Raw genomic sequence first — 20,760 nt, 5'->3', positions numbered from 1 at the left:
GCGCATGAGTCAAGATACTGTACTTGCCCGGCAGGCGCCGGTTTTTTCAGTGCTGTCGGCGCTGCTCGGGTATCCCGAGCAGGCGTTCATCGAAGCCCTGCCAGAACTGTCCGAAGCCTTGCCGGCAGAGATTCGCCAGGTTCTGGCACCGGTCTTCGAGCACCTGCAGGGCACCACCGACCTGATCGATCTGCAAGAGCACTACGTTGCGACCTTCGATCGCCGCGCAGCCCATTCGCTGCATCTGTTCGAGCATGTTCATGGGGAATCCCGTGACCGCGGCCAGGCCATGGTCGACCTGCAGCATGAATATCTCAAGCACGGTCTGGCGCCAGACACCACCGAACTGCCCGACTACGTGCCATTGTTCCTGGAGTTTCTGGGGCAGATTCCGCCCGATGCAGCCGATGCCCTGCTGGGGGATGCGATCCACGTGCTCGCCCGCCTGGGTGACAAACTGGCCGAATCACAGAGCCCGTACGCCTGCATTTTCGTGCAATTGCGCAGCATGACCGATGTGCAGCCCGAAGCACTGCCCGAGCCCCCCGAAGGGGCACTCGAAGAAACCATGATCACGTTCGGCGCACAGGCCGAAGGGCTGGAAACCCCGGCGATGCTTCAGCCACAGTACGCTCCCCCGCCCCCGCCCCGCCCGGCCGATGGGCAACGTGTCGTGATCCGTGCCCCGCGCCGGCGTGACGCCAGCGCGGCCGACCCTGTTTGAGGTGACCCCCATGAAAGCCGCTTTTGATCTCTTTTTCTTCGGTGTCTATCCCTATGTGGCACTGACCATCTTCTTCCTGGGCAGCCTGGTGCGCTTCGAGCGCGAGCAGTACACCTGGAAGAGCGATTCCAGCCAGCTTCTGCGTCAGGGTTCGCTGAACTGGGGCAGCAACCTGTTCCATATCGGCATCATTGCGCTCTTCTTCACCCATCTGGTCGGTCTGCTCACGCCACCGGCCATCTATCATGCCCTGGGGGTGTCCACGGCCCTCAAGCAGATGCTGGCCATCGTGGTCGGTGCCATTCTCGGGGTGATCTGCCTGATCGGTCTCGTGCTGCTGATCCACCGGCGCTGGACCGATGCGCGGCTGGCGCACAATTCCAGAGTGGGCGACTGGGTCAGCCTCTTGTGGATTCTGCTGGTGCTGCTGGCCGGCCTGGCTTCGTTGTTCACTTCGGTACACCATACCGACGGCGCCCTCATGGTGCTGCTGGGTGACTGGGCCCAGGCCATCGTCACCTTCAGGCCCGCTGCGGCCGTCGCCGCGATGCAGACGGTCCCGGGCATCTACAGGCTGCACATGGTGCTGGGCATGACCTTGTTCGTCATTTTCCCGTTCACCCGCCTGGTGCATGTGTGGTCGGGGTTTGCGTCCGTGTCCTATCTGACACGTGCCCGGCAACTGGTTCGCCCCCGCTAGGAGACACAGCATGATCACGGTCAATGATGCACGCATCACCGAAGCGCAGATCGTGGCCCAGGCCAGGCTGCATGCCCAGGAGGCCAACCCGCGCCTGGCGGCCGGCCAGGAACTCGTGCTGCGCGAGCTCATCCGTCAGCGCGCGCAGGACCTCGACCTGTTCGCCGACAATGACGAGTCCCTGCTGTCCGCCGTGCTGGCCCACGACGTACAGACGCCGCGTGCAGACGAAGCCAGCTGCCGGCGCTACTTCGACCAGCATCCCGACGAATTTCGCGAGGGCGATGTGGTCGAGGCCTGGCATATTCTGTTTCAGGTGACATCCGGGCTCGATGTGCAGAAGCTGCGTGGGCGGGCGACCAGCATCCTGGCGGATCTGCATCGCCAGGGCCTGGGCGAGTTTTCAGCCTTTGCCCAGCGCTATTCCAATTGCCCCACGGGTACCAGGGGGGGCGGCCTGGGTGAACTGCGCCGTGGCGAAATGGTGCCCGAATTCGAAAAAGCCGTATTTGCCTTGCCCGAATTTTCTCTGGGGGGCGAACTGGTCGAAACCCGTTTCGGGTTTCACATTGTGCGCATCGGGCACCGGATCGAGGGGCGGGCCCTGGCCTTTGATGAAGTGCACGAGAATCTGGCCGGGTGGCTCGAGGAATCCAGCTACCGGCGTGCCGTACACCAGTATCTGCAACAGCTGGTGGGTGGCGCGCGCATCAGCGGCATTCCAATGCAGGGGGCGGATTCGCCATTGGTGCAGTGACCCGGCCGCCGGATGGCGGGATCACATCGGCCAGGCTGTGGGCATCCAGGTGCGCCATGAACGCGTCCAGGGCGCCCGCGACGATGCCCTTCAGGCCGCAGCGGCCATTCAGTGTGCAGCGGTTCGAAGGGCCCATGCATTCGACCAGGGCCCAGTCGTTCTCCATGTCGCGCAGCAGGGCGCCCAGGCGGATATCCCGGGGTTCGTGGGCGAGTTCCATGCCGCCATTCTTGCCTCGTACGGTCCGTATCCAGCCGTGGCGTGCCAGACGCTGCGTGATTTTCATCAGGTGTGGCTCCGACAGGCCGTAGGCGTGGGCAATTTCGGCGATGGTGCAGAGGCGCTCGCGATGCGTGCCGAGGTAGATCAGCAGACGCACCGCATAGTCGCTCATGTGGGTCAGGCGCATGGTGCGGGCAAGCGGCTGGCTACTGCGCCCGGGCTGGCTGGGGCGTGTTCTTGGGCTGCACCACCGGCACCGGCTGCTTGTCCGGCCGCGGGCGGATCAGCATGGGGACGAATCGCCACAGGTACAGGCCCATGCACAGCACCCAGGCTGCGGCCGCCAGATCGAGCAGGGCGCTGGTGGCCGCAGATGGCCACAGCGCTGCCAGACGCAGAACCACGGCCAGGATCATCAGCCAGTAGCTGGCCATCATGCTGCCGTCCAGAGCCAGGGGGCGGCCCAGATGCCCCAGTGCCGTGCGGGTGATCATGCCGATGATGAGAACGCAGAAGCCCGCCATGCCGATCAGGTGTACATGGGTGGCACTGCGGGCCAGCATGCCGCGCAGCAGCGCAGGGTCGAACAGCCCGCTGATCTGGACGGCAGCCGCCAGCAGGCCGAGCGCGATGAACGCGTAACCCAGGTACAGGATCCACAGCATGGGCTTGTGCAGTACGGCGCGCGGCTTCCAGTACCACAATTGCCCCAGGCTGATCACGCCGGCAAGGGCCAGACTTGCGGCCATCAGCCAGGCGAGCGCGCTCTGCAGCGGATGGCTGGCCATGGTGCCCGCCGGTGTCGCAAATACCTGCAGCGCGACCCCCAGGCCAAGCGCCAGCACGCTGAACACCATCTGCACATGGCCCGAGCGGGTCAACATCGGGATCTTCAGGCCGGACACCATGCGCATGGAAAAGAACGGGATCACCCGCCGGGCGATCAGCAGGGCCACGATGGCCATGCCGATCAAGCCCAGATCGAAGCGCTGCATCAGCAGCAGATAGTTGCCTTCACGGGCGGCCAGCAGGTAGAGCAGATCCGCGCTACCCAGCGCGAGGAGCAGCAGCGGCAGGCCATAGTTGCGCCGGCTGTGCCCCTTGAGTACGACGCGTGCCAGGCTGCCGGCGGCAACGATGAAGAACAGCACTTCGGCCGCTGTGGCCAGCCAGAACCCGGCGGATCCCCCCAGCAGGAAGCCTGCCCGTGCGACCACCCATAACAGGCACAGGCCGCCCAGCGCACGGCCATGCAACGGGTTGAAGCCTGTCCAGGTGGCGCTGGCGGTGAGCAGAAAGCCAATTGCAATGGTGATGATGAACCCCCACAGCATTTCGTGCGCATGCCAGTACACCCCCGCAAGCGGGCCGTCCAGATACTGCGGAAAGTAGATCCACATGGCGATCGACACCAGGGCCCAGGCCGCCCCCATGAAATAGAGGGGTCGGAATCCCAGTGCCAGAAAGGCGGCCCAGGAGGGTGAACGAGTGGCCCGGGTGGCCGGTTCCTGAATGACGGTCGAGGGGGGCATGGCGTCGTGGGTTCCGAACGTATGGTGAGGATGGGTTTTGAAAGATGCATATTATAGTTATCTTCAAGGAGTCCGGCAAAAAGGCAAGCTTCCTGCATGTGGCTCAGTTATCATGCCTGCATGCGAGAATTCCCGACCTTGTCCTGCGTTGTACCCGGCCTGAATGAGCAGGCCAATCTGGCCATTTTGCTGCCCGAACTGCTGGCCGTGCTCGCGGCGCAGGGGTGTGCAGCCGAAATCATCGTGGTCGATGATGGCAGCACCGATGGCACGCCTGAACTCATGCGCCATTGGGTCAGCCTGCATCCCGAGATCGTCTATCTGCGGCTGTCGCGCAATTTCGGCAAGGAAGCCGCGCTCACGGCCGGGATCGAAGCCAGCCGGGGGGATGCCGTCATCTGTCTGGATGCCGACATGCAGCATCCGCCGGGCATGATACCGGCCATGCTCGCACGCTGGCGCGCAGGGGTACAGATGGTCTATGCGGTACGCGCCAGCCGGCGCGATGAAACGCGGCTCAAGCGGCTTGGTACCCGCGTGTTCTATGCGCTCATGCGGGGCGCCGGCGGGCTGCGGGTGCCACCCAACGCGGGCGACTTCCGCCTGATGGACCGTGCCGTTGTTGAAGCCCTGAAACAGTTGCCCGAGCGCGACCGCTTCATGAAGGGCCTGTTTGCCTGGGTCGGCTTCGAGTCCGAAGCGATCCCGTATGTGCCGTCCGGGCGGCTGCACGGGGCCAGCCGGTTCCACCCGATCAAGCTGCTGCGGTTTGCCATCGATGGCCTGACGGCATTCACGACATGGCCGCTGCGGCTCATCAGCCTGGTGGGGGCGTGCCTGTCTCTGGTGGCCTTCCTGTATGGCCTGTTCATCATCATCACCCATTTGATGTTTGGCGATCCGGTCCGTGGCTGGGCGACCCTCATCAGTGTGATCCTGTTCTTTTCCGGGGTCAATCTGATGTCGCTCGGGGTGGTGGGCGAATACGTGGCGCGTATTTTTACTGAGGTCAAGGCCCGACCCATTTATCTCGTTCGGGAAACACTTGGGCAAGGCCTGTCCACGAGGGCCGACGCGGATTTTCCGATCAGGCAAGCGGTGCAGGGCGATGCACCGGATTTCAGCAAGGTACAGGGCGACGCATCGGGTGCCAGAAGGGTACAGACCGAAGGCGTGCCGGCGGCCGATGCGCGATCTGGGGAGCTACCGGCCGCCGATGCGCCAAGTGCTGCTGTACCGTCCGGTGAGGTGCAATTGCAGTCTGACGAGGTCCGGGCATGAGATACCGGGTACCTGCCAGCCGCGTGGTCGACGGCGCGCTGCGGGCCTGGCTGTGGATGGGCGCCCGGCGGCACGCGGGCTGGGTGGCACTGCTCACTTTTGCCTGGCTGGCAGCGACCACATGGATGTATCCGCTGCTGTTGCCCGACGAGGGCCGCTACGTGGGGGTGGCCTGGGAAATGCTGCGCACGGGCGACTTCCTGGTCCCGCGCCTGGATGGCTTGCCATTCTTTCACAAGCCGCCCCTGTTCTACTGGCTGACAGCGGCATCGCTGGCCCTCTTCGGCGACCATGCCTGGGCCGGACGGCTGGTATCCGTGCTTGCAGCCACTGTACTGGTGACGGTCTTCTATCTGTTCCTGCGCCGATATGCCCGTGGCCGGGCGGCGGGTCAGACCGCCCTGATCCTGGCGGTGCAACCATTCCTGTTCGGGGCGGCGCACTATGCAAACCTGGACATGCTCGTCGCCGCGTTGATGGGCCTGACCATTCTGGCGGGCGCCGATGCCGTGTTCCGGCACGAGCAGCTGCGCCCGGATACCCTGGCCCGCCTGGCGCTGTACGTGGCCGCCGCGGCCGGCTTCATGGCCAAAGGCCTGATCGGTGTGGTCCTGCCCGGTGGGGTACTGGTCTTCTGGTTGGTGGGGCGGCGCCGCTGGCCGGCCCTGTGGCGGTTGTGCTGGTGGCCAGGGATCCTGGTGTTCCTGGTGCTGGTCCTGCCCTGGATGATCGCCATGCAGCTGCGTTACCCGGGGTTCTTCGACTATTACATCGTGCATCAGCATTTTCAGCGCTTCCTGGAGCCGGGTTTCAACAACCCGCAGCCCTTCTGGTTTTACCTGCCTGTGCTGCTGGTGCTCACATTGCCCTGGTCCATCCAGCTGTGGCGCTGGTTGCGTCTTCAAGGGCCGATCCAGGTCGCTTTCGTACCGCCGGTACGGCGTGTCGAGCAGGTCGACAGGCGTGTGCTGCGCGGTCTGATGCTCTCCTGGCTGCTGGTGGTGGTGTTGTTCTTTTCCATTCCATCCTCCAAGCTGGTCGGTTATGTGATTGCAGCCTTGCCGCCGCTGGCCTGGTTCATCCAGGAAACCTTCGAGCAGCGTGAAGAGTTCACCGACCCTGGGGTCGAGCGCAGTTTCGTGCGCCATGCGCTGATCGCGGCCGGCCTGTGTTTGCTGGCGGTCGTGGCGGTGGTGCTGTTTCCGCCGCGCAGCACGCACGAACTGGCCCGGCTGCTGGCCCGGTCAGCCGGCCCCCAGGACCAGTTGGTGATGCTGGATCAGTACGCCTACGACGTGCCCCTTTATGCGGGTTGGGCGGGCCCGGTGTACGTGGTGACACAGTGGCAGGGGCCCGATGCCCTGCGCAGCGACAACTGGCGTCGCGAACTGGCCGAGGCCGGGGCGTTCGAACCCGACCAGGCCGCACGGCGCCTGTGGTCGCCAGACCATTTTCAGGACGAGTTGTGCAGCCCGGCCCATCCGGCCACCTGGGTGCTGGCATGGCTCGATGAGGCCCATGCCTGGCCCGCATTGGCAGATCGGGCGCCCATGGCGCAAGCGCACCGGATGGGTCTGTGGCTGATTCCGGCGGTCGAAACCGTCAGCGGCTGTGCCGAAACGCCCACCAGCGCCCCAGAATGAACGTCATGCCGGCCACCCCGACCAGGACCATGGCCAGCAGCAGGTCGTAGGGCAGGGACGTGTAGTGCAGGAGCATGGCATAGGCGGCCTCATTGACGCCGAAACCCAGTGCCGAGACCATGAAGAAACGGCGTGCGGCTTGCCACAGGGGAGCATGCTGGGCGCGGAATGTCAGCTGGTAATGCCCGGCAAACGACACCAGAAACGCCACCAGCCAGCCGACCACATTGGCCAGCAATGGCGCCAGACCGCCCAGGGACACGCAGGCGATGGCCACCAGCCAGTGCGTGGCCGCAGCCGCACAGCCTACAATGACGAACCAGCCGATCTGGGTAGCGAGCTTTTTGAACATGGATGCCAAAAGTATCAGGGTGGGGCCTGTCTCCGGGCGCATTGTAATGTGCGCAGATGACTTCGGCATGAACCGGGCCATCAATGCGGGGGTACTGGCACTGGCCCATCAGGGCCGGCTCTCCGGCACCAGTGTGCTGGTCGATGGCCCGGCGCTCGATGATCATGACCTCGACGCGCTGTCGCGCGCGGGGCTGCAGCTTGGCCTGCATCTGAATTTCACCGAGGCGCTGGGTCAGACCGGCGTGTGCATGCCGCTTGGCGCCTTCATCCGCGCGGCCTTGTTGCGCCAGTTGCCCGTGGATCGCCTGCGTGCGGGGGTGCAGGCGCAGTGGCAGCGCTTCGAGGCACTCTTCGGGCGTGCGCCCGACTACATCGATGGCCATCAACACGTGCACCAGTTGCCTGTGGTCCGTGATGTGCTGTTGCAGGGCCTGCCGCGCGGCGTGTCCGGCAGGCCCTGGATTCGCGATACAGGGCGCCCGCGCACGGCCGGGTTGCCCCTGCGCAGCCGCACCAAGGCGTGGGTCATTGCGGTGCTGGGGGCCACCGGTTTGCGTCATCGGGCCCGATCGCTCGGTTATCGCCAGAATCCGGGCTTTCTGGGGGTGTATGATTTCAAGGGCGGCGTATCGGCCTATCAGCGTTGCATGGCAGCGTGGCTGGCCCAGGCCCGGGATGGCGATGTGCTCATGTGCCATCCCGCGCTGGGCGCGCAGCCAGACGACCCTCTGTCCGCCCAGCGCCAGGCCGAATACCAGGTCCTGGCAGGCGTGCACATGCAACATTGGCTCGACACGCACCACTTGATGATCGATCGGGCCGAGTCCCGTATCCCGGAGCACCTACATGAACCCTGAATACCGCCATATCACCCCGCAATTTGCCGTGGCCCCGCAACTGGGCCCCGATGACATGGCCGCCCTGGCCAGCGCGGGTTTCAAGTCAGTGATCATCAATCGCCCGGACGGCGAGGGCGGCAGCACCCAGCCCTGTTCGGACGAGGTCATTGCAGCGGCATTGGCCGCCGGGCTGAAAGTACATTACCAGCCGGTGACAAGCGGCTCCATCACCGCAGAGGATGTCACCGAATTTGCACGGCTGCTGCACGAGTTGCCCATGCCCGTGCTGGCCTACTGCCGTTCCGGGGCGCGCTGTGCGAAGCTGTACGAGCAGGCCGCCAAAGCCAGTTGATCCGGCTGTGGGGTCAGCTTGAACCGCATGAATACAATCCGTTACGAACGCACTTCATGCGGCAGATCAAACCCGGGCCAGATCGGATTGTGCTTTTTCCCGCAGACCGGCTATGCTCGAAGTTCCCATCACGTATTCGGATGAGTCGCACATGTTCAAGAAAATCCTGATTCCCACCGATGGTTCCAAGCTGTCGTCGCAGGCCGCCAACAAGGGCGTATGCTTTGCCCGTTCCATTGGCGCAGAAATCGTGGCCCTGCATGTCACGCAACCCTTCGCCGCTACCGTGGGCTTCGACGGCATGGCGGCCGCCTATGCCATCACCGACGAAGACTACGACCGCACCGCAGCCGAACAGGCCAAGAAATACCTGCAGGCGGTGCTCGACCGCGCCGCTACGGCAGGCGTCAAGGCCACATCCCTGGCGGTATCCAATTTCAACGTGGCCGACGGTATCGTCCAGGCGGCGCAGTCCGAAGGCTGTGACCTGATCTTCATTGGCAGCCACGGGCGCAGCGGCTTGTCGCGGCTGTTGCTGGGCAGCGTGACGGTCAAGGTGCTGGGTCTGGCCAAGGTGGCCACCCTGGTCTACCGGGTCAAGGAAAACGACTGATCCCCATGCCTGGCGTCATTCCGCGCGGGCCAGCCGGTCGGTCTGCGCCAGAAACCACGGCCATCCCTGCGGGTACCGTGCGCGATACCCGCGGCCGTCCGCTGCGCGATTTGCGCATTTCGGTCACGGATCGCTGCAATTTTCGCTGTACGTACTGCATGCCGCGCGAGCTCTTCGGGGCCGATCACGCATTTCTGCCCCAGAGCGCATTGCTCACCTTCGAAGAAATCACCCGGCTGGCCCGCATCGCGGTCGCGCAGGGCGTCCGCAAGATCCGCCTGACCGGGGGTGAGCCCCTGCTGCGCAAGCAGATTGAATCGCTGGTCGGCATGCTGGCGGATTTGCGCCTGCCCGATGGCCAGGCGCCCGAAATCACGCTCACCACCAACGGCACGCTGTTGGCGCGCAAGGCCAGGGCATTGGCGCAGGCGGGCCTCAGCCGTGTCACGGTCAGTCTCGATGCCCTGGACGATGCGCTGTTCGAGCGCATGAGCGACAGCGGTGTGCCGGTGGCCACCATTCTGGCCGGCATCGAGGCCGCCGCCGATGCCGGCCTGGCACCCGTCAAGGTCAACATGGTGGTGCGCCGCGGCATGAATGATGCCCAGATCCTGCCCATGGCGCGGCATTTCCGGCACACTGGCCATATCCTGCGCTTCATAGAATACATGGACGTGGGCAACACCAACGGATGGCGCATGGAAGAAGTCGTCACGGGCGCCGAGATCGTGCGGCGCATCGGCGCAGAATTTCCTCTTGAGTCTGTTCAGGCTCATTACCGGGGCGAAGTCGCTGCACGCTGGGCCTACACCGATGGCGGTGGTGAAATCGGCCTCATCACCAGCGTCTCGCAGCCCTTTTGCGGTGACTGCACCCGCTTGCGCCTGTCCCCCGAAGGCCGTCTGTTCACCTGTCTGTTTGCCGAGCAAGGGCACGACATGCGCGGCCTGCTGCGCATGGGGGCCGACGATCACGCGTTGGCCCAGCGCCTGGCGGGGGTATGGCGGGCCCGTTCAGACCGCTATTCTGAAATTCGTGGCCAGGCCCACCGCGAGCACAAGATCGAGATGAGCTACATCGGGGGTTGAACCTGTGTGCAGGGGCGTATGGGGGGCGTGCGGGTCCGGGGCCCAGGTGCACGGCCTCATTCTCGCAGGCGGCCAGTCCATGCGCATGCGCAGTGCTGCCTGGCCCAATGCCGACAAAGGTCTCATGACCTGGCAGGGCCACCAGCTGGTGGCGCGAGCCAGGCGCTACATGCGTTCGCAAGGGATCCCTGCAATACTCATCAGCGCCAACCGGCATCTGCTCGATTATGCGCGACACGGCCCGGTACTGACCGACCCGTCGGGCCTGCCCAACGGCGGGCCACTGGCGGGTGTTCTGGCCGGCCTGCTGCATGCTGCCGATGGCTGGCTGTTTGTCGCGCCGGTCGATGTGCCTGAATTGCCGGTGGATCTGTGCCAGCGCCTGGCTGCCGAGGCAAGCCCGCAGCATCCGGCGTACGCTCGCACGCCGGCGGGGCCGCACCCTTTGTGCCTTCTGGTGCATGCCAGCCAGATCGGCAGCCTGGAAACCTTCCTGCATGCCGGTCAGCGGCGCGTGCAGGGCTGGCTGGCCAGTGTCCAGGCCCGGGTGGTGGATTTTCAGCCCGCCATCGAGTGGCGCAATCTGAATACGCCGGCTGATTGGGCTTAGGCGCTTCAGGCCAGCCAATCCGAAAACGCGTACCAGTCGACCTCGGCACCGGCGTGCAGCCGTGCACCCGCCGGGATGCGCGCCAGCCCGTGCGCCCAGGCCAGGCTCGCCTGGGCGCCCGAACTTTGCTGTGGATGTGCTGTCAGCTGGGGCGTGCCCGGCCCTTGCTGATGCGCCTGTACCCGCAGGAAATCATCGCGCTCGCCACCTGGCGTACCCGAATGCGCGAGCACGCCGCGGCGTACCGGAGGGTAAACAGTGTGGCGCCCCTGCATGCCTCGGATCAACGGGCTGACCAGCAGCGTAAAGACCACGAAGGCGGAGACCGGGTTGCCGGGCAGCCCCACTACGGGCCGCCCCCGCAGATGGGCCAGCGCGACGGGCTTGCCGGGCTTCATGCGCACGCGCCAGAGCTCGAGTGTGCCGCCCATGGATTCAATGACGGGCTTGACCAGATCTTTTTCACCCACCGAGACGCCGCCTGCGCTGAGCACCAGGTCGCATTCGGCACAGAGTGCGGCCAGCGCGCTGGCGATGGCCCCGGTGTCGTCGGGCGCGTGGCGCAACAATGCGGGTTGCGCCCCCAGACCGCGGCACAGCGCAGCCAGCATGGGCGTGTTTGAATTGTAGATGCCCGCAGCGGGCAAGGCCTGCCCCGGGGCTACGAGTTCGTCTCCTGTGCTGAGTATGCCGACCCGTACCTTCGGTGTCACGCTGGCCTGGGTGAAGCCCTGGGCTGCGAGCATGGCGATGGCACCAGGCCCGATCGAGGTGCCGCGCGTCAGGATCACGTGATCCTTGTGCATGTCTTCACCCTGGCGGCGAATGTGCGTGCCTGCGGACTTGGGGGGGCGCTCGAAGGTGACGCCATGCTCGTCTTCGCGCGTGTCTTCCTGCATGATCACCGTGTCGGCCCCGTCAGGGATCAGGCTGCCGGTGAACAGGCGAATGGCCTGCCCAGGCTGCAGGGGCTCGGGTGTCTGGCCCGCAAAACAACGCTGCTGGACGGGCAGGGTGAGGCCTGCGGACGTGATGTCTGCCCACCGTACTGCATAGCCATCCATGGCGCTGTTGTCGGCGGGAGGCAGGTCGTGGCGGGCTGTGATGTCGTGCGCCAGAACACGCCCATCGAGTTGTTCGAGGGGCAGGGTTTCGTCGGTTTCGGGGCGTACGGCGCTCGCCGCCAGGCGTGCCTGGGCGGCATCAAAGTCAAGCAGGCTCATTGTTTTCTTTGCTGGAAGCATCATGGTGAACGGGCTTCAGGCCCCATTGCGCAGTCTTTTCAGCATCGGACTGGCGCTGGCTGACCCAGAATGTCTGGCCATTTTCGAGGGTTTCGCGCTTCCAGAAGGGCGCCCGGGTCTTGAGGGCGTCGATCAGGAATTCGCACGCCCGAAAAGCCGCATCCCGGTGCCGGCTGGCCACACCGACAAACACGATGGGTTCCCTGAGCGTCAGCTCGCCCACGCGATGCACCACCAGGGTGTCGAGAATGTCCCAGCGCTGGCGGGCCTGTTCGCAGAGTTGCCGGATTTCACGCTCGCACATGCCGGGATAATGCTCCAGATGCAGGCTGCGCGACGCCTGATCGGGGCTGTAGTCGCGCACCATGCCCAGGAAATGCACGATGGCGCCCGCCTGCCCGGCGGTGCGATCCTGCAATTCAAGGGCCAGTTGGGTGGCATCGAATGGTTCTGACTGTATGCGCACAGCCATGCTCAGCCCCCGGTGACCGGATCGAACACCGCGACTTCGTCTCCGGGGCGGATCAGATCGCTGGCCAGTGCGTGCTGCTGGTTGATCGCCAGTTTGAGGTGACTGGCCGGTGCCAGTGAGGGAAACCGATCGACCAGTGACTGCAGCCATTCGCCGGCTGGCGTGGGGGTGGCCAATGGTACCGTTTCGTGGCGTGTTCCGGTGTGTTCGGCCACCCGGGCAAAATAAAGGACTTCAATCAGCGCGCCATTCTCCACTCTTGCCTCCGGATTTGTGCAGCAGGCGGACCTGCTCGATCACCATGCCCTTGTCAGCCGCCTTGCACATGTCGTAGACCGTGAGGGCAGCCACCGTGCAGGCCGTCAGGGCTTCCATTTCGACGCCCGTGGTGTGCTCGCTGCGGCACGTGCTGCGAATGACCAGGGTGTGGCTGGCTTCATCGGATATGAAATCCACCCCGACGAAACTGAGCGGCAGGCCGTGGCACAGCGGGATGAGGCTGTCACAGCGCTTGGCGGCCAATATCCCCGCGATGCGCGCCGTATTGAGCACCTCGCCCTTGGCGTTGGCCTGTGCCAGGAGCAGCCCCCAGGCCCGCGGGCCGATGCGTATGCGTGCCTCGGCCGTTGCGCTGCGCTGCGTATTGGGCTTGTGGCCTACATCGACCATGCGCACGCGGCCCTCGTCATCCAGGTGGCTGAGGGTCGGCTGTGGTTCTGTGGTCATCATTGTTGCATCATAAACAAAAAATCCAGCCGGCTCGAATGGGTGCGGCTGCTATCATACTGCTTGGGCGCCTCTGGTTTGCGGGCGCCGTGGTCCCTTACTGTGCTCCGCATGGCGAAAACGATAGGCGCTTTCTTCTCCCTGTACCTGGCAACGCTTATCCTGCTGCTCAGTTCGGGCCTTTTCAATACCTATCTCGGCTTGCGCCTGACGGCGGCCTCGCAGTCGGAAGTCTGGGTCGGCGCTATCATCGCAGCCTATTACGTGGGCCTGGTGCTGGGTGCGCGCGTAGGCCATTATCTCATCATCCAGGTGGGGCATATCCGTGCATATGCCGCATGTGCGGCAGTGGTCACCGCCGACATCCTGGTGATGGCGCTCTTCGATGATCTCTGGTTCTGGCTGGCGCTGCGTTTCATCGCGGGTGTGGCCATGGTCTGCCTGTTCATTGCCATCGAAAGCTGGCTGAACGAACAGACTGAAAATGCATCGCGCGGTACCGTATTCGCCTTCTACATGGTGGCGTCCAGCCTGGGCACCGTGCTGGGGCAACTGTCGCTGGGCCTGTTTGCCGATCTGGGCAATCGGCCGCTGATCTTTGTAGCCATCTGCAGTGTGCTCAGCCTGATCCCGATCGCGCTCACCCGTCGCGTGCATCCGGCGTTGCAGGTGCCGGCCCCGTTGGCTTTGCGCTATTACGTGGCGCGCGTACCACTGTCGCTGACCACGCTGCTGATCGCCGGCATGCTTGGGGGCGCATTTTATGGCCTGGCGCCCGTGTATGGCCTGGGACAGCACATGGACAACGATCAGGTGGGGGTGTTTCTGGCCGTGGCCGTGGCCGCGGGCCTGATTGTCCAGTGGCCCCTGGGCTGGCTGGCGGATCGCATGAGCCGGGTGCGCCTGATCCAGGTCGGTGCGGTGGTGCTGTTCTTTCTCGGGGTGCCCCTGTGGGGCTGGCAGCAGTTCCCCTACTGGGCGCTGGTGGGTTTTTCGGCCATCATGGGCATCGTGCAGTTCACCCTGTATCCGGTGGGTGCGGCCTTTGCCAACGACAACGTCGACCCTGAACGCCGCGTGGGCCTGAGTGCATTGCTTTACATGGTGTATGGGCTGGGGGCCTGCATTGGCCCGTTGCTGGCGGGTGTGCTGATGCGCATGTTCGGGCCGGACGTGTATTTCATGTTCGTCTCCGCATGCGCCATCCTGTTGCTGGGTCTGGTGCGCGAGAAGCGGGTCAAGGGTACGCACATCAGTGAAGACGCACCGACCCAGTTCGTGCCCATGGCCGATACCTTGCAAAGCTCGCACGTCATGGCCGTGCTCGATCCGCGGGTCGACATCCAACGCGACATCTCGCATGACCCGGTGGTCGAGGTCGATTTGCCAGACGAAGCCACTTCGGCGCCGCGGCCGTAGCGCGCCGTATGGCGGCTGTCCCGGGCAACTTGCCGTGCCCATCATGCCCGACTCTGTCACGCCTGCCATGCCGTCAACGGCTTCAGCGTGGCAGCAGCAGGAAGACCGCTGCGAGCGCCAGCACGATGCCGAGCAGATTCACGCGGCTGGGGCGTTCGCCGAACAGGCCGGCACCCACCAGTATCCCGACTGAAATCACGCCGATGTTCATGGCGGCAAAAACCAGGGTCGGGTTTTCGGGGAAAGTCTGGTGCGCACGGATATAGAAGTAGATGTTCGAGAAGTTCAGGGCACCGAGAAGCACACCGCTCAGCAGGCTGCGCATGTGCCAGACGGCCCGTCGCAGCACCAGCCAGGCGAAGATGAGCAGTGCGGCCAGCATGAAGCTGAGCAGCAGCGTGCTCGAGAACCGGGCCCCCAGACGGGCCATGAGCTTGAAGAGCACATCGATGGTGCCATAGCCGGCCCACACGCCCAGCAGAATCCACAGGCCGTGCAGCTGCGTACCGCCGGCCTGCTTGCCCAGGCTTGCGCCATGAGGGGTCATCTTGCCTGCGCTCGTGCGCCAGACCAGGCACGCGAGCGCGGCAAACGCCACCACGATGCCGGTCGCTTTGGTGCTGGACAGCTGCTCGCCGAAGATCAGGAATGAGGCCAGAATGGGGACCAGCAGAGACAGGCGTTGGGCGGTGTCGCTCAGGACGATACCTGCCTGGCGTACGGCTGCGGCCATCACCATGAAGATGCCGGGCAGTAGGAAACCGAGGAGAATCAGCACCAGCCAGCCTTCGAGCGGTTGATCGAACAGGGTGTCGAGGGGTGGCCTCAACAGCAGCAGGCATGCGGCCAGGGCGGTCAGATAGTTGACAGCCACGGCTTGCTCGACCCGGATGTCGTGGCGGTAGGCGAGTTTGAGGAATATTGATACGGCAACGCTGAAGCTGATGCTCAAAAGCAGGGTGTACATGCAGGATTCCCGGGTCGATGACAGTTGCAGATCGGCGGCGTTGGGGCAGCCGTTCCGTGGAGGGTCTGTGGAAGCAAGCTGGATCGTAGGGCGGGCTTGCCAGGTTGGCAATAGGCAAAAATCTGTTTCTTGCTGTTAAAATCCTCTAAATACCACTAAAATGTATCCGAAATGGTTCAAAATACCGTTTTGATCATTTCTGGATGCGGTCCGTAGGTCACCACCTGACATTGAAAGAGGATGTTTCTTCAATGGTTCGAGCGACAGGTGCTTCCATGGCTTTGCAGGCGTCTTGCATCTCTGGTTTCAGCATGCTATATTCTCGTTTCTTCGGAAACGGAGACTTGGTTTTTGGGGGTATAGCTCAGCTGGGAGAGCGCTTGCATGGCATGCAAGAGGTCAGCGGTTCGATCCCGCTTACCTCCACCAAAGACGCCAGATGTCCTGTCCCCTTCGTCTAGAGGCCTAGGACACCACCCTTTCACGGTGGGTACAGGGGTTCGAATCCCCTAGGGGACGCCAGCATTCTGGTTTCGGAGCGGTAGTTCAGTTGGTTAGAATACCGGCCTGTCACGCCGGGGGTCGCGGGTTCGAGCCCCGTCCGCTCCGCCAATATTCAAAAGGCCTGGTCGCCCGAGTGGTTACCAGGCTTTTTTCGGCTCTTGGCGCCACAGCCAGAACAGGGCCATCATCACCAGCAGCAAGGCTGGCAATGAGCCCAGGTTCAGCCACGCCCAGCCGCGGGTGGTGGCCACCGCCCCCGAAGTGAACGAGGTCACCGCCATGGTCACGAATACCCAGAAGTTGATGGCGGCTTGGGCGCGGTCTTTTTCTTCGGGGCGATAGGCCCCCAGTGCCAGGGTGGTGCTGCCGGTGAAAAGAAAATTCCAGCCCACACCCAGCAAGGTCAGGGCGACCATGAACTCTGTCATGCCGGTGCCCGAAAGCGCCACGAATACACACAGCGCCAGCAGCAGCGTGCCAACGCCCATGACCTGCAGCACACCAAAGCGCCGGATCAGGTGACCCGTGATGAACCCGGGCGCATACATGCCGATCACATGCCATTGCAGCACCATGGCGATGCTGCCAAAGGCAAACTGATGCTGGTCCATGACCAGTGGCGTGGCGGCCATCAGCAGGTTCATGACGCCGTAGCCGATGGCCGCACTCAGCGTGGCCACGAAAAAGACGGGCTGGCGCATGATCTGCCCCATGGGCCGGCCCTGGCCCGTCTCGATATGGTGTGTGGGTTCAGCTGGGAATCGGATCAGGGCCATGAGGCCCATGGCCACCAGCGCCACCACTGCCAGGGCGATGTAGGCGCCCACAAAAGGGATGGGCAGGATGGCGCGTGTCCAGTTGGCCAGATTCGGGCCGATCACGGCGCCCAGAAGGCCCCCTGCCAGAACCAGTGACACGGCCTTCTCGTGCCAGGCAGGATGGGTCAGTTCCGCCGCCGCAAAACGATACAGCTGGCCGTTGGCATTGTAGTAACCGGCAATGACGGTTGCCAGAAGCAGCAGCCAGAACATCTGGTGCTGCGCAGCAACTGCCGCGAGCAGGGCGGAACCCAGCGCCACGATCAGGCCGATCTGAAATGAGCCCCGCCGACCGTGGCGCTCCTGGGTGCGTGCGACCAGGGGGGCAGCCAGTGCGCCGCCCACCACGTAACCCATGATGGGCAGGGTGGCCATCCAGGGGAAAGGAGCGAGTTCGAGACCCACCAGGCCATTGATCGCGATGAATGTGACATTGTTCACCAGGAACAAACCCTGGCAGACGGCCAGCAGGAAAAGGTTTCGATTCATCCGCTACATACCGCGAGCCCGCGGCCGCTCCGATTGTTGGCCAATCTGAATTTTACATGGGCGCATCGTGATCCTGTGGCCTGCAAACATTTTTGGTACCATTTCACAATGTGCAAAAACACAGGAACCCACGCCATGCCGCTCTTGCTTGAACGATCTCTTCGCCTTGGTGCCCTGCTGGCGGCCCTGGCGCCGGTGCCTGCGCTGGCGGCCGGAACGGCGGTGGTGACCGACCATTCATCGGGCGCGGGCGACACCATGACGCTGGCCTGGCTGGATGATGGCAGCTTGCGGATCAATGCCGATGCCGACAACCCGGACAACTACATGCTGATCCAGGGTGACAAGGTCTATGCCGTGAGCTTCGAAGCCGGGGCGCCGCTGGTAATGGAGGTCGGTGGCATGCTCAAGGCTCTTGGGGGCCTGGCCCAGGACGGCCAGGGCGTCGATCAGCCCCTGCCAGCCCGCATTGCATCGGTCGAACCGACCGGCAAGACAGAAACGGTGGCCGGCATCGAAGGGCGCGTATACCAGATCACGGCCGCGGATCAGGATGGCGCCCAGAAAACAGTAGAGGCTGTTCTCACCAACGATGCCCGCGCGGCTGAAATGACCCGCGTGTTCGTGACCGGGCTGTTGTCTGTTTTCGAGCAGGGTCGGGCCGATGATATCCTGACGGCCCTGCCTGCCGACGGCAAGGGCATGCTGCGCTATGGCAATGACTATGCATTGGCATCGATTTCAGACCGGGCGCCGGCCGCCGATCAATTCAAACTGCCGGCGCCGCCCATGGATCTGGCCAGCATGCTCAAGGGCATGCAGTAGGGCCATTCCGGGCAGCAGACGGGCCAATGCCCGGCGCATTGCATGAAGTTGCTGTTGCTGGGCAAGGATGGGCAGCTGGGTCTTGCGTTGCGGCAAACGCTGCCCGCACTGGGGGCCGTACGGGCGCTGGGGCGTACAGAACTGGATCTGGCCGCCGGCCCGAAGTCTGCCGTCGGGCATGCCAGGCACGACACACAAGGCGGCCTGCACCAGCTTGAGCGGTTCCTGCAGCAGGTCCGGCCGCAAATCATCGTCAATGCGGCGGCCTGTACCGCGGTCGATGATGCACAACATGATATCGAGCGGGCCTGGCAGGTGAACGTACAGGCGCCGTCCTGCATGGCGGCCTGGGCGCGGCGCTCGGACGCATTGCTGGTGCACTATTCGAGCGACTATGTGTTCGATGGCTGCAAGCGCAGCCCCTATCTGGAGTCCGACCGGGCCGCCCCCCTGAATGTCTATGGCCAGACCAAGCTCGCGGCCGATCAGGCCATCCTGGACAGCGGTTGTTCCTGCCTCATCTTCAGAACCAGCTGGGTATTTTCTGCGCAACCGGGCAACTTCGTACACACGGTGGTCATGCGTGCCCTCGGGTGTGACGCACTATCGGTCGTTGATGATCAAGTCGGTGCACCGACCCCGGCACGCCTGCTCGCGCAGGTGACCGTCCGGGCAATCGAGGCCTGGCAAAGGGGCGGGTTGACAGCTGGCCTGTATCACCTCACGGCTGCCGGTGCGACCAGCCGCCACGAGCTGGCCTGCCACATCGTCCGGCACATGCAGGCCCGTGGCGTTCGCACGCGGCTGCAGCCGCATTGCATTCGGGCCGTGGCCACGGCCGATGATCCCGGCCGGGCCGTCAGGCCAATGAATTCGCGCCTGGATGGTGCAGCCTTGCAGCAAGCCCTTGGGAGCGTGTGGCCGCATTGGTCCGGCCTGGTTGACGAGGTGGTGGACGAAATTCTGCAAAATCTGGGAATTGTCTGAATATCGTACCTGAATCAGATGAAACTCCCTTCATTTTCATCCAGAAAAAGATAATTGACGCCTATAGCACTTTTACAATGATCAGCGACGGTGGCCATGGCTGACCACTGCCCCGAGCGAAAGCCCAGCCTGTTCGGGCCGGGCACCGTATCCAAGGAGTCGCCGATGACGAAGTCTGCTGAAGAATTGCTGGAGATCGATCGCAAGTATTTCATGCACCCCTCCACCCACGCCCACGACCATGAGACGGGTGCCCTGCCAGGTCGTCTGGTGACTTCGGCGCGGGGCATACGCATACGGGATCATCGAGGCGAGACGTTCATCGATGGGTTTGCGGGTTTGTATTGCGTGAACATCGGATATGGCCGCACCGAAGTGGCCGAGGCCATGTACGAGCAGGCCAGACGCCTGGCGTATTACCACACCTATGTCGGCCATACCACGGATGTAGTGGCCGAACTGTCCAGGCGCATCATGGAATGGGCCCCCGAGGGTATGAAGAAGGTCTATTTTGGGCTTTCAGGTTCGGATGCCAATGAGACTCAGATCAAGATTGTCTGGTATTACAACAACATTCTCGGGCGCAGGAACAAGAAGAAAATCATATCCAGAGAGGGGGGCTATCATGGCTCGAGTATCGCAGCCGGCAGCCTGACTGGTTTGGCTTCGTTTCATCGGCACTTCGATCTGCCGCTCGAGCGCATGAAACATACCGTGCGGCCACACTGGTACCGCAATGCCCCGGAGGGCCTGGATGAGGCCGCCTTCAGCCGCTATTGTGCCGAACAGCTCGAAGCGCTGATCCTCTCCGAGGGGCCCGACACCGTGGCGGCCTTCATCGGCGAGCCGGTGCTTGGCACGGGTGGGATCGTACCGCCACCGAAAGGCTATTGGTCGGCGATCCAGGCAGTGCTGGACAAGTACGATATCCTGCTGATCGCCGACGAAGTGGTCTGTGGTTTCGGGCGTCTGGGCAGCCCCATGGGTTCACAGAAGTACGGCATTCGTCCCGATCTGATCACCATTGCCAAGGGGCTTACCAGCGCCTATGCGCCCCTGTCGGGGGTCATCGTTGGTGACAAGGTGTGGGATGTCATTGTCAGCGGCTCGCGTACGGAGGGCGCGATGGGTCATGGCTGGACCTACTCGGGTCACCCGGTCAGTGCGGCTGCGGCGCTGGCCAATCTGGACATCCTTGAATCCGAAAATATTCCGGCGCAGGCGGCCAGTGTCGGGGCGTATCTGCAGGCGTCGCTGCAGGCGGCATTTGCCGCTCATCCGCTCGTGGGCGAGGTGCGTGGCGCGGGCATGCTGGCTGCCCTTGAATTCATGGCCGATCCGGTACGGCGGGTGCCGTTCGACAAGGATGTGAAAGTTGGCTCCAGGGTTGCAGCCGCCTGCATGCAGCGCCATCTGATCGCCCGTGCCATGCCCGACCACGACGTGCTTGGCTTCGCTCCGCCGCTGGTGACGACACGCGAGGATGTGGATGAAATCGTGCGCATCACCAGAGAGGCAGTGGATGCCGTAGCCACTGAAATCACATGAATTTCTTGCGGGCGGGCTGGTTGGCTAGCCCGCAAGGCATGCAGGG

22 protein-coding genes, 3 tRNA genes and 1 pseudogene are annotated in these 20,760 nt (G+C 63.6%); 17 read left to right on the top strand and 9 right to left on the bottom strand.

The features are described from left to right. Window positions 1-4 precede the first annotated feature (4 nt). From narJ to WCY17_RS01600, 3 genes are read left to right on the top strand one after another with little or no spacing between them, the layout of a single operon-like run. Window positions 5-724 carry a nitrate reductase molybdenum cofactor assembly chaperone gene (gene narJ, locus WCY17_RS01610; RefSeq protein WP_372700416.1) on the top strand — a complete coding sequence of 240 codons (720 nt, stop codon included), beginning with the start codon at window positions 5-7 and terminating at the stop codon, window positions 722-724. A 10-nt stretch (window positions 725-734) separates the two neighbouring features. Then, a complete protein-coding gene (narI, locus tag WCY17_RS01605) occupies window positions 735-1,424 on the top strand; it encodes a respiratory nitrate reductase subunit gamma (protein WP_372700415.1) in 690 nt (229 codons plus the stop codon). Between the two features lie 10 nt (window positions 1,425-1,434). After that, window positions 1,435-2,181 (top strand): peptidylprolyl isomerase, encoded by a 747-nt coding sequence (locus WCY17_RS01600; RefSeq protein ID WP_372700414.1) that lies wholly within the window; start codon window positions 1,435-1,437, stop codon window positions 2,179-2,181. Here WCY17_RS01600 and WCY17_RS01595 read toward each other — a convergent pair. Together WCY17_RS01595 and WCY17_RS01590 are read right to left on the bottom strand one after the other, a co-directional pair. Beyond that, the gene (locus WCY17_RS01595) at window positions 2,135-2,590 is read right to left on the bottom strand and encodes an Rrf2 family transcriptional regulator (protein WP_372700413.1); all 456 of its coding nucleotides are present in this window, start codon (window positions 2,588-2,590) and stop codon (window positions 2,135-2,137) included. The genes WCY17_RS01600 and WCY17_RS01595 overlap by 47 nt on opposite strands. 19 nt (window positions 2,591-2,609) lie before the next feature. Continuing rightward, a complete protein-coding gene (locus WCY17_RS01590) occupies window positions 2,610-3,935 on the bottom strand; it encodes an NnrS family protein (RefSeq protein WP_372700412.1) in 1,326 nt (441 codons plus the stop codon). A gap of 96 nt (window positions 3,936-4,031) precedes the next feature. Here WCY17_RS01590 and WCY17_RS01585 point away from each other — a divergent pair. Together WCY17_RS01585 and WCY17_RS01580 are read left to right on the top strand one after the other, a co-directional pair. Next, window positions 4,032-4,988: pseudogene (locus WCY17_RS01585) on the top strand (glycosyltransferase family 2 protein); the annotation flags it as partial. A 224-nt stretch (window positions 4,989-5,212) separates the two neighbouring features. Next, the gene (locus tag WCY17_RS01580; RefSeq protein WP_372700411.1) at window positions 5,213-6,859 is read left to right on the top strand and encodes an ArnT family glycosyltransferase; all 1,647 of its coding nucleotides are present in this window, start codon (window positions 5,213-5,215) and stop codon (window positions 6,857-6,859) included. Here WCY17_RS01580 and WCY17_RS01575 read toward each other — a convergent pair. Continuing rightward, window positions 6,819-7,211: a GtrA family protein gene (locus tag WCY17_RS01575; protein ID WP_372700410.1), complete on the bottom strand. Its 393-nt coding sequence runs from the start codon at window positions 7,209-7,211 to the stop codon at window positions 6,819-6,821. The two genes, WCY17_RS01580 and WCY17_RS01575, sit on opposite strands and share 41 nt — an antisense overlap. On the opposite strand from WCY17_RS01575, the gene WCY17_RS01570 reads away from it, so the two are divergent. The 5 genes from WCY17_RS01570 (at window position 7,210) to WCY17_RS01550 (ending at window position 10,715) form a co-directional block, all read left to right on the top strand. Continuing rightward, the gene (locus tag WCY17_RS01570; RefSeq protein WP_372700409.1) at window positions 7,210-8,070 is read left to right on the top strand and encodes a ChbG/HpnK family deacetylase; all 861 of its coding nucleotides are present in this window, start codon (window positions 7,210-7,212) and stop codon (window positions 8,068-8,070) included. The two genes, WCY17_RS01575 and WCY17_RS01570, sit on opposite strands and share 2 nt — an antisense overlap. Further along, window positions 8,060-8,404: a TIGR01244 family sulfur transferase gene (locus tag WCY17_RS01565; protein WP_372700408.1), complete on the top strand. Its 345-nt coding sequence runs from the start codon at window positions 8,060-8,062 to the stop codon at window positions 8,402-8,404. The genes WCY17_RS01570 and WCY17_RS01565 overlap by 11 nt, the downstream gene beginning before the upstream one ends. Before the next feature lie 151 nt (window positions 8,405-8,555). Next, window positions 8,556-9,017, top strand: a complete 462-nt coding sequence (locus WCY17_RS01560) for a universal stress protein (RefSeq protein ID WP_372700407.1) — start codon at window positions 8,556-8,558, stop codon at window positions 9,015-9,017. A 5-nt stretch (window positions 9,018-9,022) separates the two neighbouring features. Beyond that, window positions 9,023-10,105 carry a GTP 3',8-cyclase MoaA gene (gene moaA / locus WCY17_RS01555; RefSeq protein WP_372700406.1) on the top strand — a complete coding sequence of 361 codons (1,083 nt, stop codon included), beginning with the start codon at window positions 9,023-9,025 and terminating at the stop codon, window positions 10,103-10,105. A gap of 4 nt (window positions 10,106-10,109) precedes the next feature. After that, window positions 10,110-10,715, top strand: a complete 606-nt coding sequence (locus tag WCY17_RS01550) for a molybdenum cofactor guanylyltransferase (RefSeq protein ID WP_372700405.1) — start codon at window positions 10,110-10,112, stop codon at window positions 10,713-10,715. 5 nt (window positions 10,716-10,720) lie between these two features. Here the strand turns inward: WCY17_RS01550 and glp are convergent, their stop codons facing one another. From glp to moaC, 4 genes are read right to left on the bottom strand one after another with little or no spacing between them, the layout of a single operon-like run. Next, window positions 10,721-11,932: a gephyrin-like molybdotransferase Glp gene (glp, locus tag WCY17_RS01545; RefSeq protein ID WP_372700484.1), complete on the bottom strand. Its 1,212-nt coding sequence runs from the start codon at window positions 11,930-11,932 to the stop codon at window positions 10,721-10,723. Further along, window positions 11,925-12,437, bottom strand: coding sequence for a molybdenum cofactor biosynthesis protein MoaE (locus tag WCY17_RS01540; RefSeq protein WP_372700483.1), 513 nt, complete (start codon window positions 12,435-12,437; stop codon window positions 11,925-11,927). Before WCY17_RS01540 ends, glp begins: the two co-directional genes overlap by 8 nt. Continuing rightward, window positions 12,434-12,688 (bottom strand): MoaD/ThiS family protein, encoded by a 255-nt coding sequence (locus WCY17_RS01535; protein ID WP_372700404.1) that lies wholly within the window; start codon window positions 12,686-12,688, stop codon window positions 12,434-12,436. Before WCY17_RS01535 ends, WCY17_RS01540 begins: the two co-directional genes overlap by 4 nt. After that, window positions 12,666-13,160, bottom strand: a complete 495-nt coding sequence (gene moaC / locus WCY17_RS01530; protein WP_372700403.1) for a cyclic pyranopterin monophosphate synthase MoaC — start codon at window positions 13,158-13,160, stop codon at window positions 12,666-12,668. The genes WCY17_RS01535 and moaC overlap by 23 nt, the downstream gene beginning before the upstream one ends. Before the next feature lie 108 nt (window positions 13,161-13,268). Here moaC and WCY17_RS01525 point away from each other — a divergent pair, with 108 nt between their 5' ends. Next, entirely contained in the window at window positions 13,269-14,576 is a 1,308-nt protein-coding gene (locus tag WCY17_RS01525) for an MFS transporter (protein WP_372700402.1), read from the top strand. Between the two features lie 82 nt (window positions 14,577-14,658). Here the strand turns inward: WCY17_RS01525 and WCY17_RS01520 are convergent, their stop codons facing one another. Continuing rightward, window positions 14,659-15,543 carry an EamA/RhaT family transporter gene (locus tag WCY17_RS01520; RefSeq protein ID WP_372700401.1) on the bottom strand — a complete coding sequence of 295 codons (885 nt, stop codon included), beginning with the start codon at window positions 15,541-15,543 and terminating at the stop codon, window positions 14,659-14,661. Between the two features lie 353 nt (window positions 15,544-15,896). Between WCY17_RS01520 and WCY17_RS01515 the strand changes: the two genes are divergently transcribed. From WCY17_RS01515 to WCY17_RS01505, 3 genes are all read left to right on the top strand, one after another. Then, window positions 15,897-15,972: transfer RNA gene (locus WCY17_RS01515), tRNA-Ala, on the top strand. 17 nt (window positions 15,973-15,989) lie between these two features. Then, a tRNA-Glu gene (locus tag WCY17_RS01510) sits at window positions 15,990-16,065 on the top strand. 13 nt (window positions 16,066-16,078) lie between these two features. Beyond that, window positions 16,079-16,155: transfer RNA gene (locus WCY17_RS01505), tRNA-Asp, on the top strand. 29 nt (window positions 16,156-16,184) lie between these two features. Here WCY17_RS01505 and WCY17_RS01500 read toward each other — a convergent pair. Then, complete coding sequence (locus tag WCY17_RS01500; protein WP_372700400.1) at window positions 16,185-17,354, bottom strand: MFS transporter; 1,170 nt, start codon at window positions 17,352-17,354, stop codon at window positions 16,185-16,187. A 135-nt stretch (window positions 17,355-17,489) separates the two neighbouring features. Between WCY17_RS01500 and WCY17_RS01495 the strand changes: the two genes are divergently transcribed. The 3 genes from WCY17_RS01495 to WCY17_RS01485 all read left to right on the top strand — a co-directional run bounded on the left by WCY17_RS01495 (window position 17,490) and on the right by WCY17_RS01485 (window position 20,714). After that, the gene (locus WCY17_RS01495; protein WP_372700399.1) at window positions 17,490-18,179 is read left to right on the top strand and encodes a hypothetical protein; all 690 of its coding nucleotides are present in this window, start codon (window positions 17,490-17,492) and stop codon (window positions 18,177-18,179) included. Window positions 18,180-18,221: 42 nt separating this feature from the next. Then, complete coding sequence (gene rfbD / locus WCY17_RS01490) at window positions 18,222-19,166, top strand: dTDP-4-dehydrorhamnose reductase (protein ID WP_372700398.1); 945 nt, start codon at window positions 18,222-18,224, stop codon at window positions 19,164-19,166. Between the two features lie 165 nt (window positions 19,167-19,331). Continuing rightward, a complete protein-coding gene (locus WCY17_RS01485) occupies window positions 19,332-20,714 on the top strand; it encodes an aminotransferase (RefSeq protein WP_372700397.1) in 1,383 nt (460 codons plus the stop codon). Window positions 20,715-20,760: the final 46 nt, after the last annotated feature.

It is taken from the genome of Castellaniella sp. (assembly GCF_041677825.1).
Taxonomy (GTDB): domain Bacteria; phylum Pseudomonadota; class Gammaproteobacteria; order Burkholderiales; family Burkholderiaceae_B; genus Castellaniella.
The sequence above is the reverse complement of the archived record's forward strand: the minus strand, read 5'-3'. Positions and strand labels throughout refer to the sequence as shown.

Coding starts and splice junctions, on each gene's coding strand:
- narJ (WP_372700416.1), top strand. CDS start 5: ATGAGTCAAGATACTGTACTTGCCCGGCAGGCGCCGGTTTTTTCAGTG.
- narI (WP_372700415.1), top strand. CDS start 735: ATGAAAGCCGCTTTTGATCTCTTTTTCTTCGGTGTCTATCCCTATGTG.
- WCY17_RS01600 (WP_372700414.1), top strand. CDS start 1,435: ATGATCACGGTCAATGATGCACGCATCACCGAAGCGCAGATCGTGGCC.
- WCY17_RS01595 (WP_372700413.1), bottom strand. CDS start 2,590: ATGCGCCTGACCCACATGAGCGACTATGCGGTGCGTCTGCTGATCTAC.
- WCY17_RS01590 (WP_372700412.1), bottom strand. CDS start 3,935: ATGCCCCCCTCGACCGTCATTCAGGAACCGGCCACCCGGGCCACTCGT.
- WCY17_RS01580 (WP_372700411.1), top strand. CDS start 5,213: ATGAGATACCGGGTACCTGCCAGCCGCGTGGTCGACGGCGCGCTGCGG.
- WCY17_RS01570 (WP_372700409.1), top strand. CDS start 7,210: ATGGATGCCAAAAGTATCAGGGTGGGGCCTGTCTCCGGGCGCATTGTA.
- WCY17_RS01575 (WP_372700410.1), bottom strand. CDS start 7,211: ATGTTCAAAAAGCTCGCTACCCAGATCGGCTGGTTCGTCATTGTAGGC.
- WCY17_RS01565 (WP_372700408.1), top strand. CDS start 8,060: ATGAACCCTGAATACCGCCATATCACCCCGCAATTTGCCGTGGCCCCG.
- WCY17_RS01560 (WP_372700407.1), top strand. CDS start 8,556: ATGTTCAAGAAAATCCTGATTCCCACCGATGGTTCCAAGCTGTCGTCG.
- moaA (WP_372700406.1), top strand. CDS start 9,023: ATGCCTGGCGTCATTCCGCGCGGGCCAGCCGGTCGGTCTGCGCCAGAA.
- moaC (WP_372700403.1), bottom strand. CDS start 13,160: ATGATGACCACAGAACCACAGCCGACCCTCAGCCACCTGGATGACGAG.
- WCY17_RS01525 (WP_372700402.1), top strand. CDS start 13,269: ATGGCGAAAACGATAGGCGCTTTCTTCTCCCTGTACCTGGCAACGCTT.
- WCY17_RS01520 (WP_372700401.1), bottom strand. CDS start 15,543: ATGTACACCCTGCTTTTGAGCATCAGCTTCAGCGTTGCCGTATCAATA.
- WCY17_RS01500 (WP_372700400.1), bottom strand. CDS start 17,354: ATGAATCGAAACCTTTTCCTGCTGGCCGTCTGCCAGGGTTTGTTCCTG.
- WCY17_RS01495 (WP_372700399.1), top strand. CDS start 17,490: ATGCCGCTCTTGCTTGAACGATCTCTTCGCCTTGGTGCCCTGCTGGCG.
- rfbD (WP_372700398.1), top strand. CDS start 18,222: ATGAAGTTGCTGTTGCTGGGCAAGGATGGGCAGCTGGGTCTTGCGTTG.
- WCY17_RS01485 (WP_372700397.1), top strand. CDS start 19,332: ATGACGAAGTCTGCTGAAGAATTGCTGGAGATCGATCGCAAGTATTTC.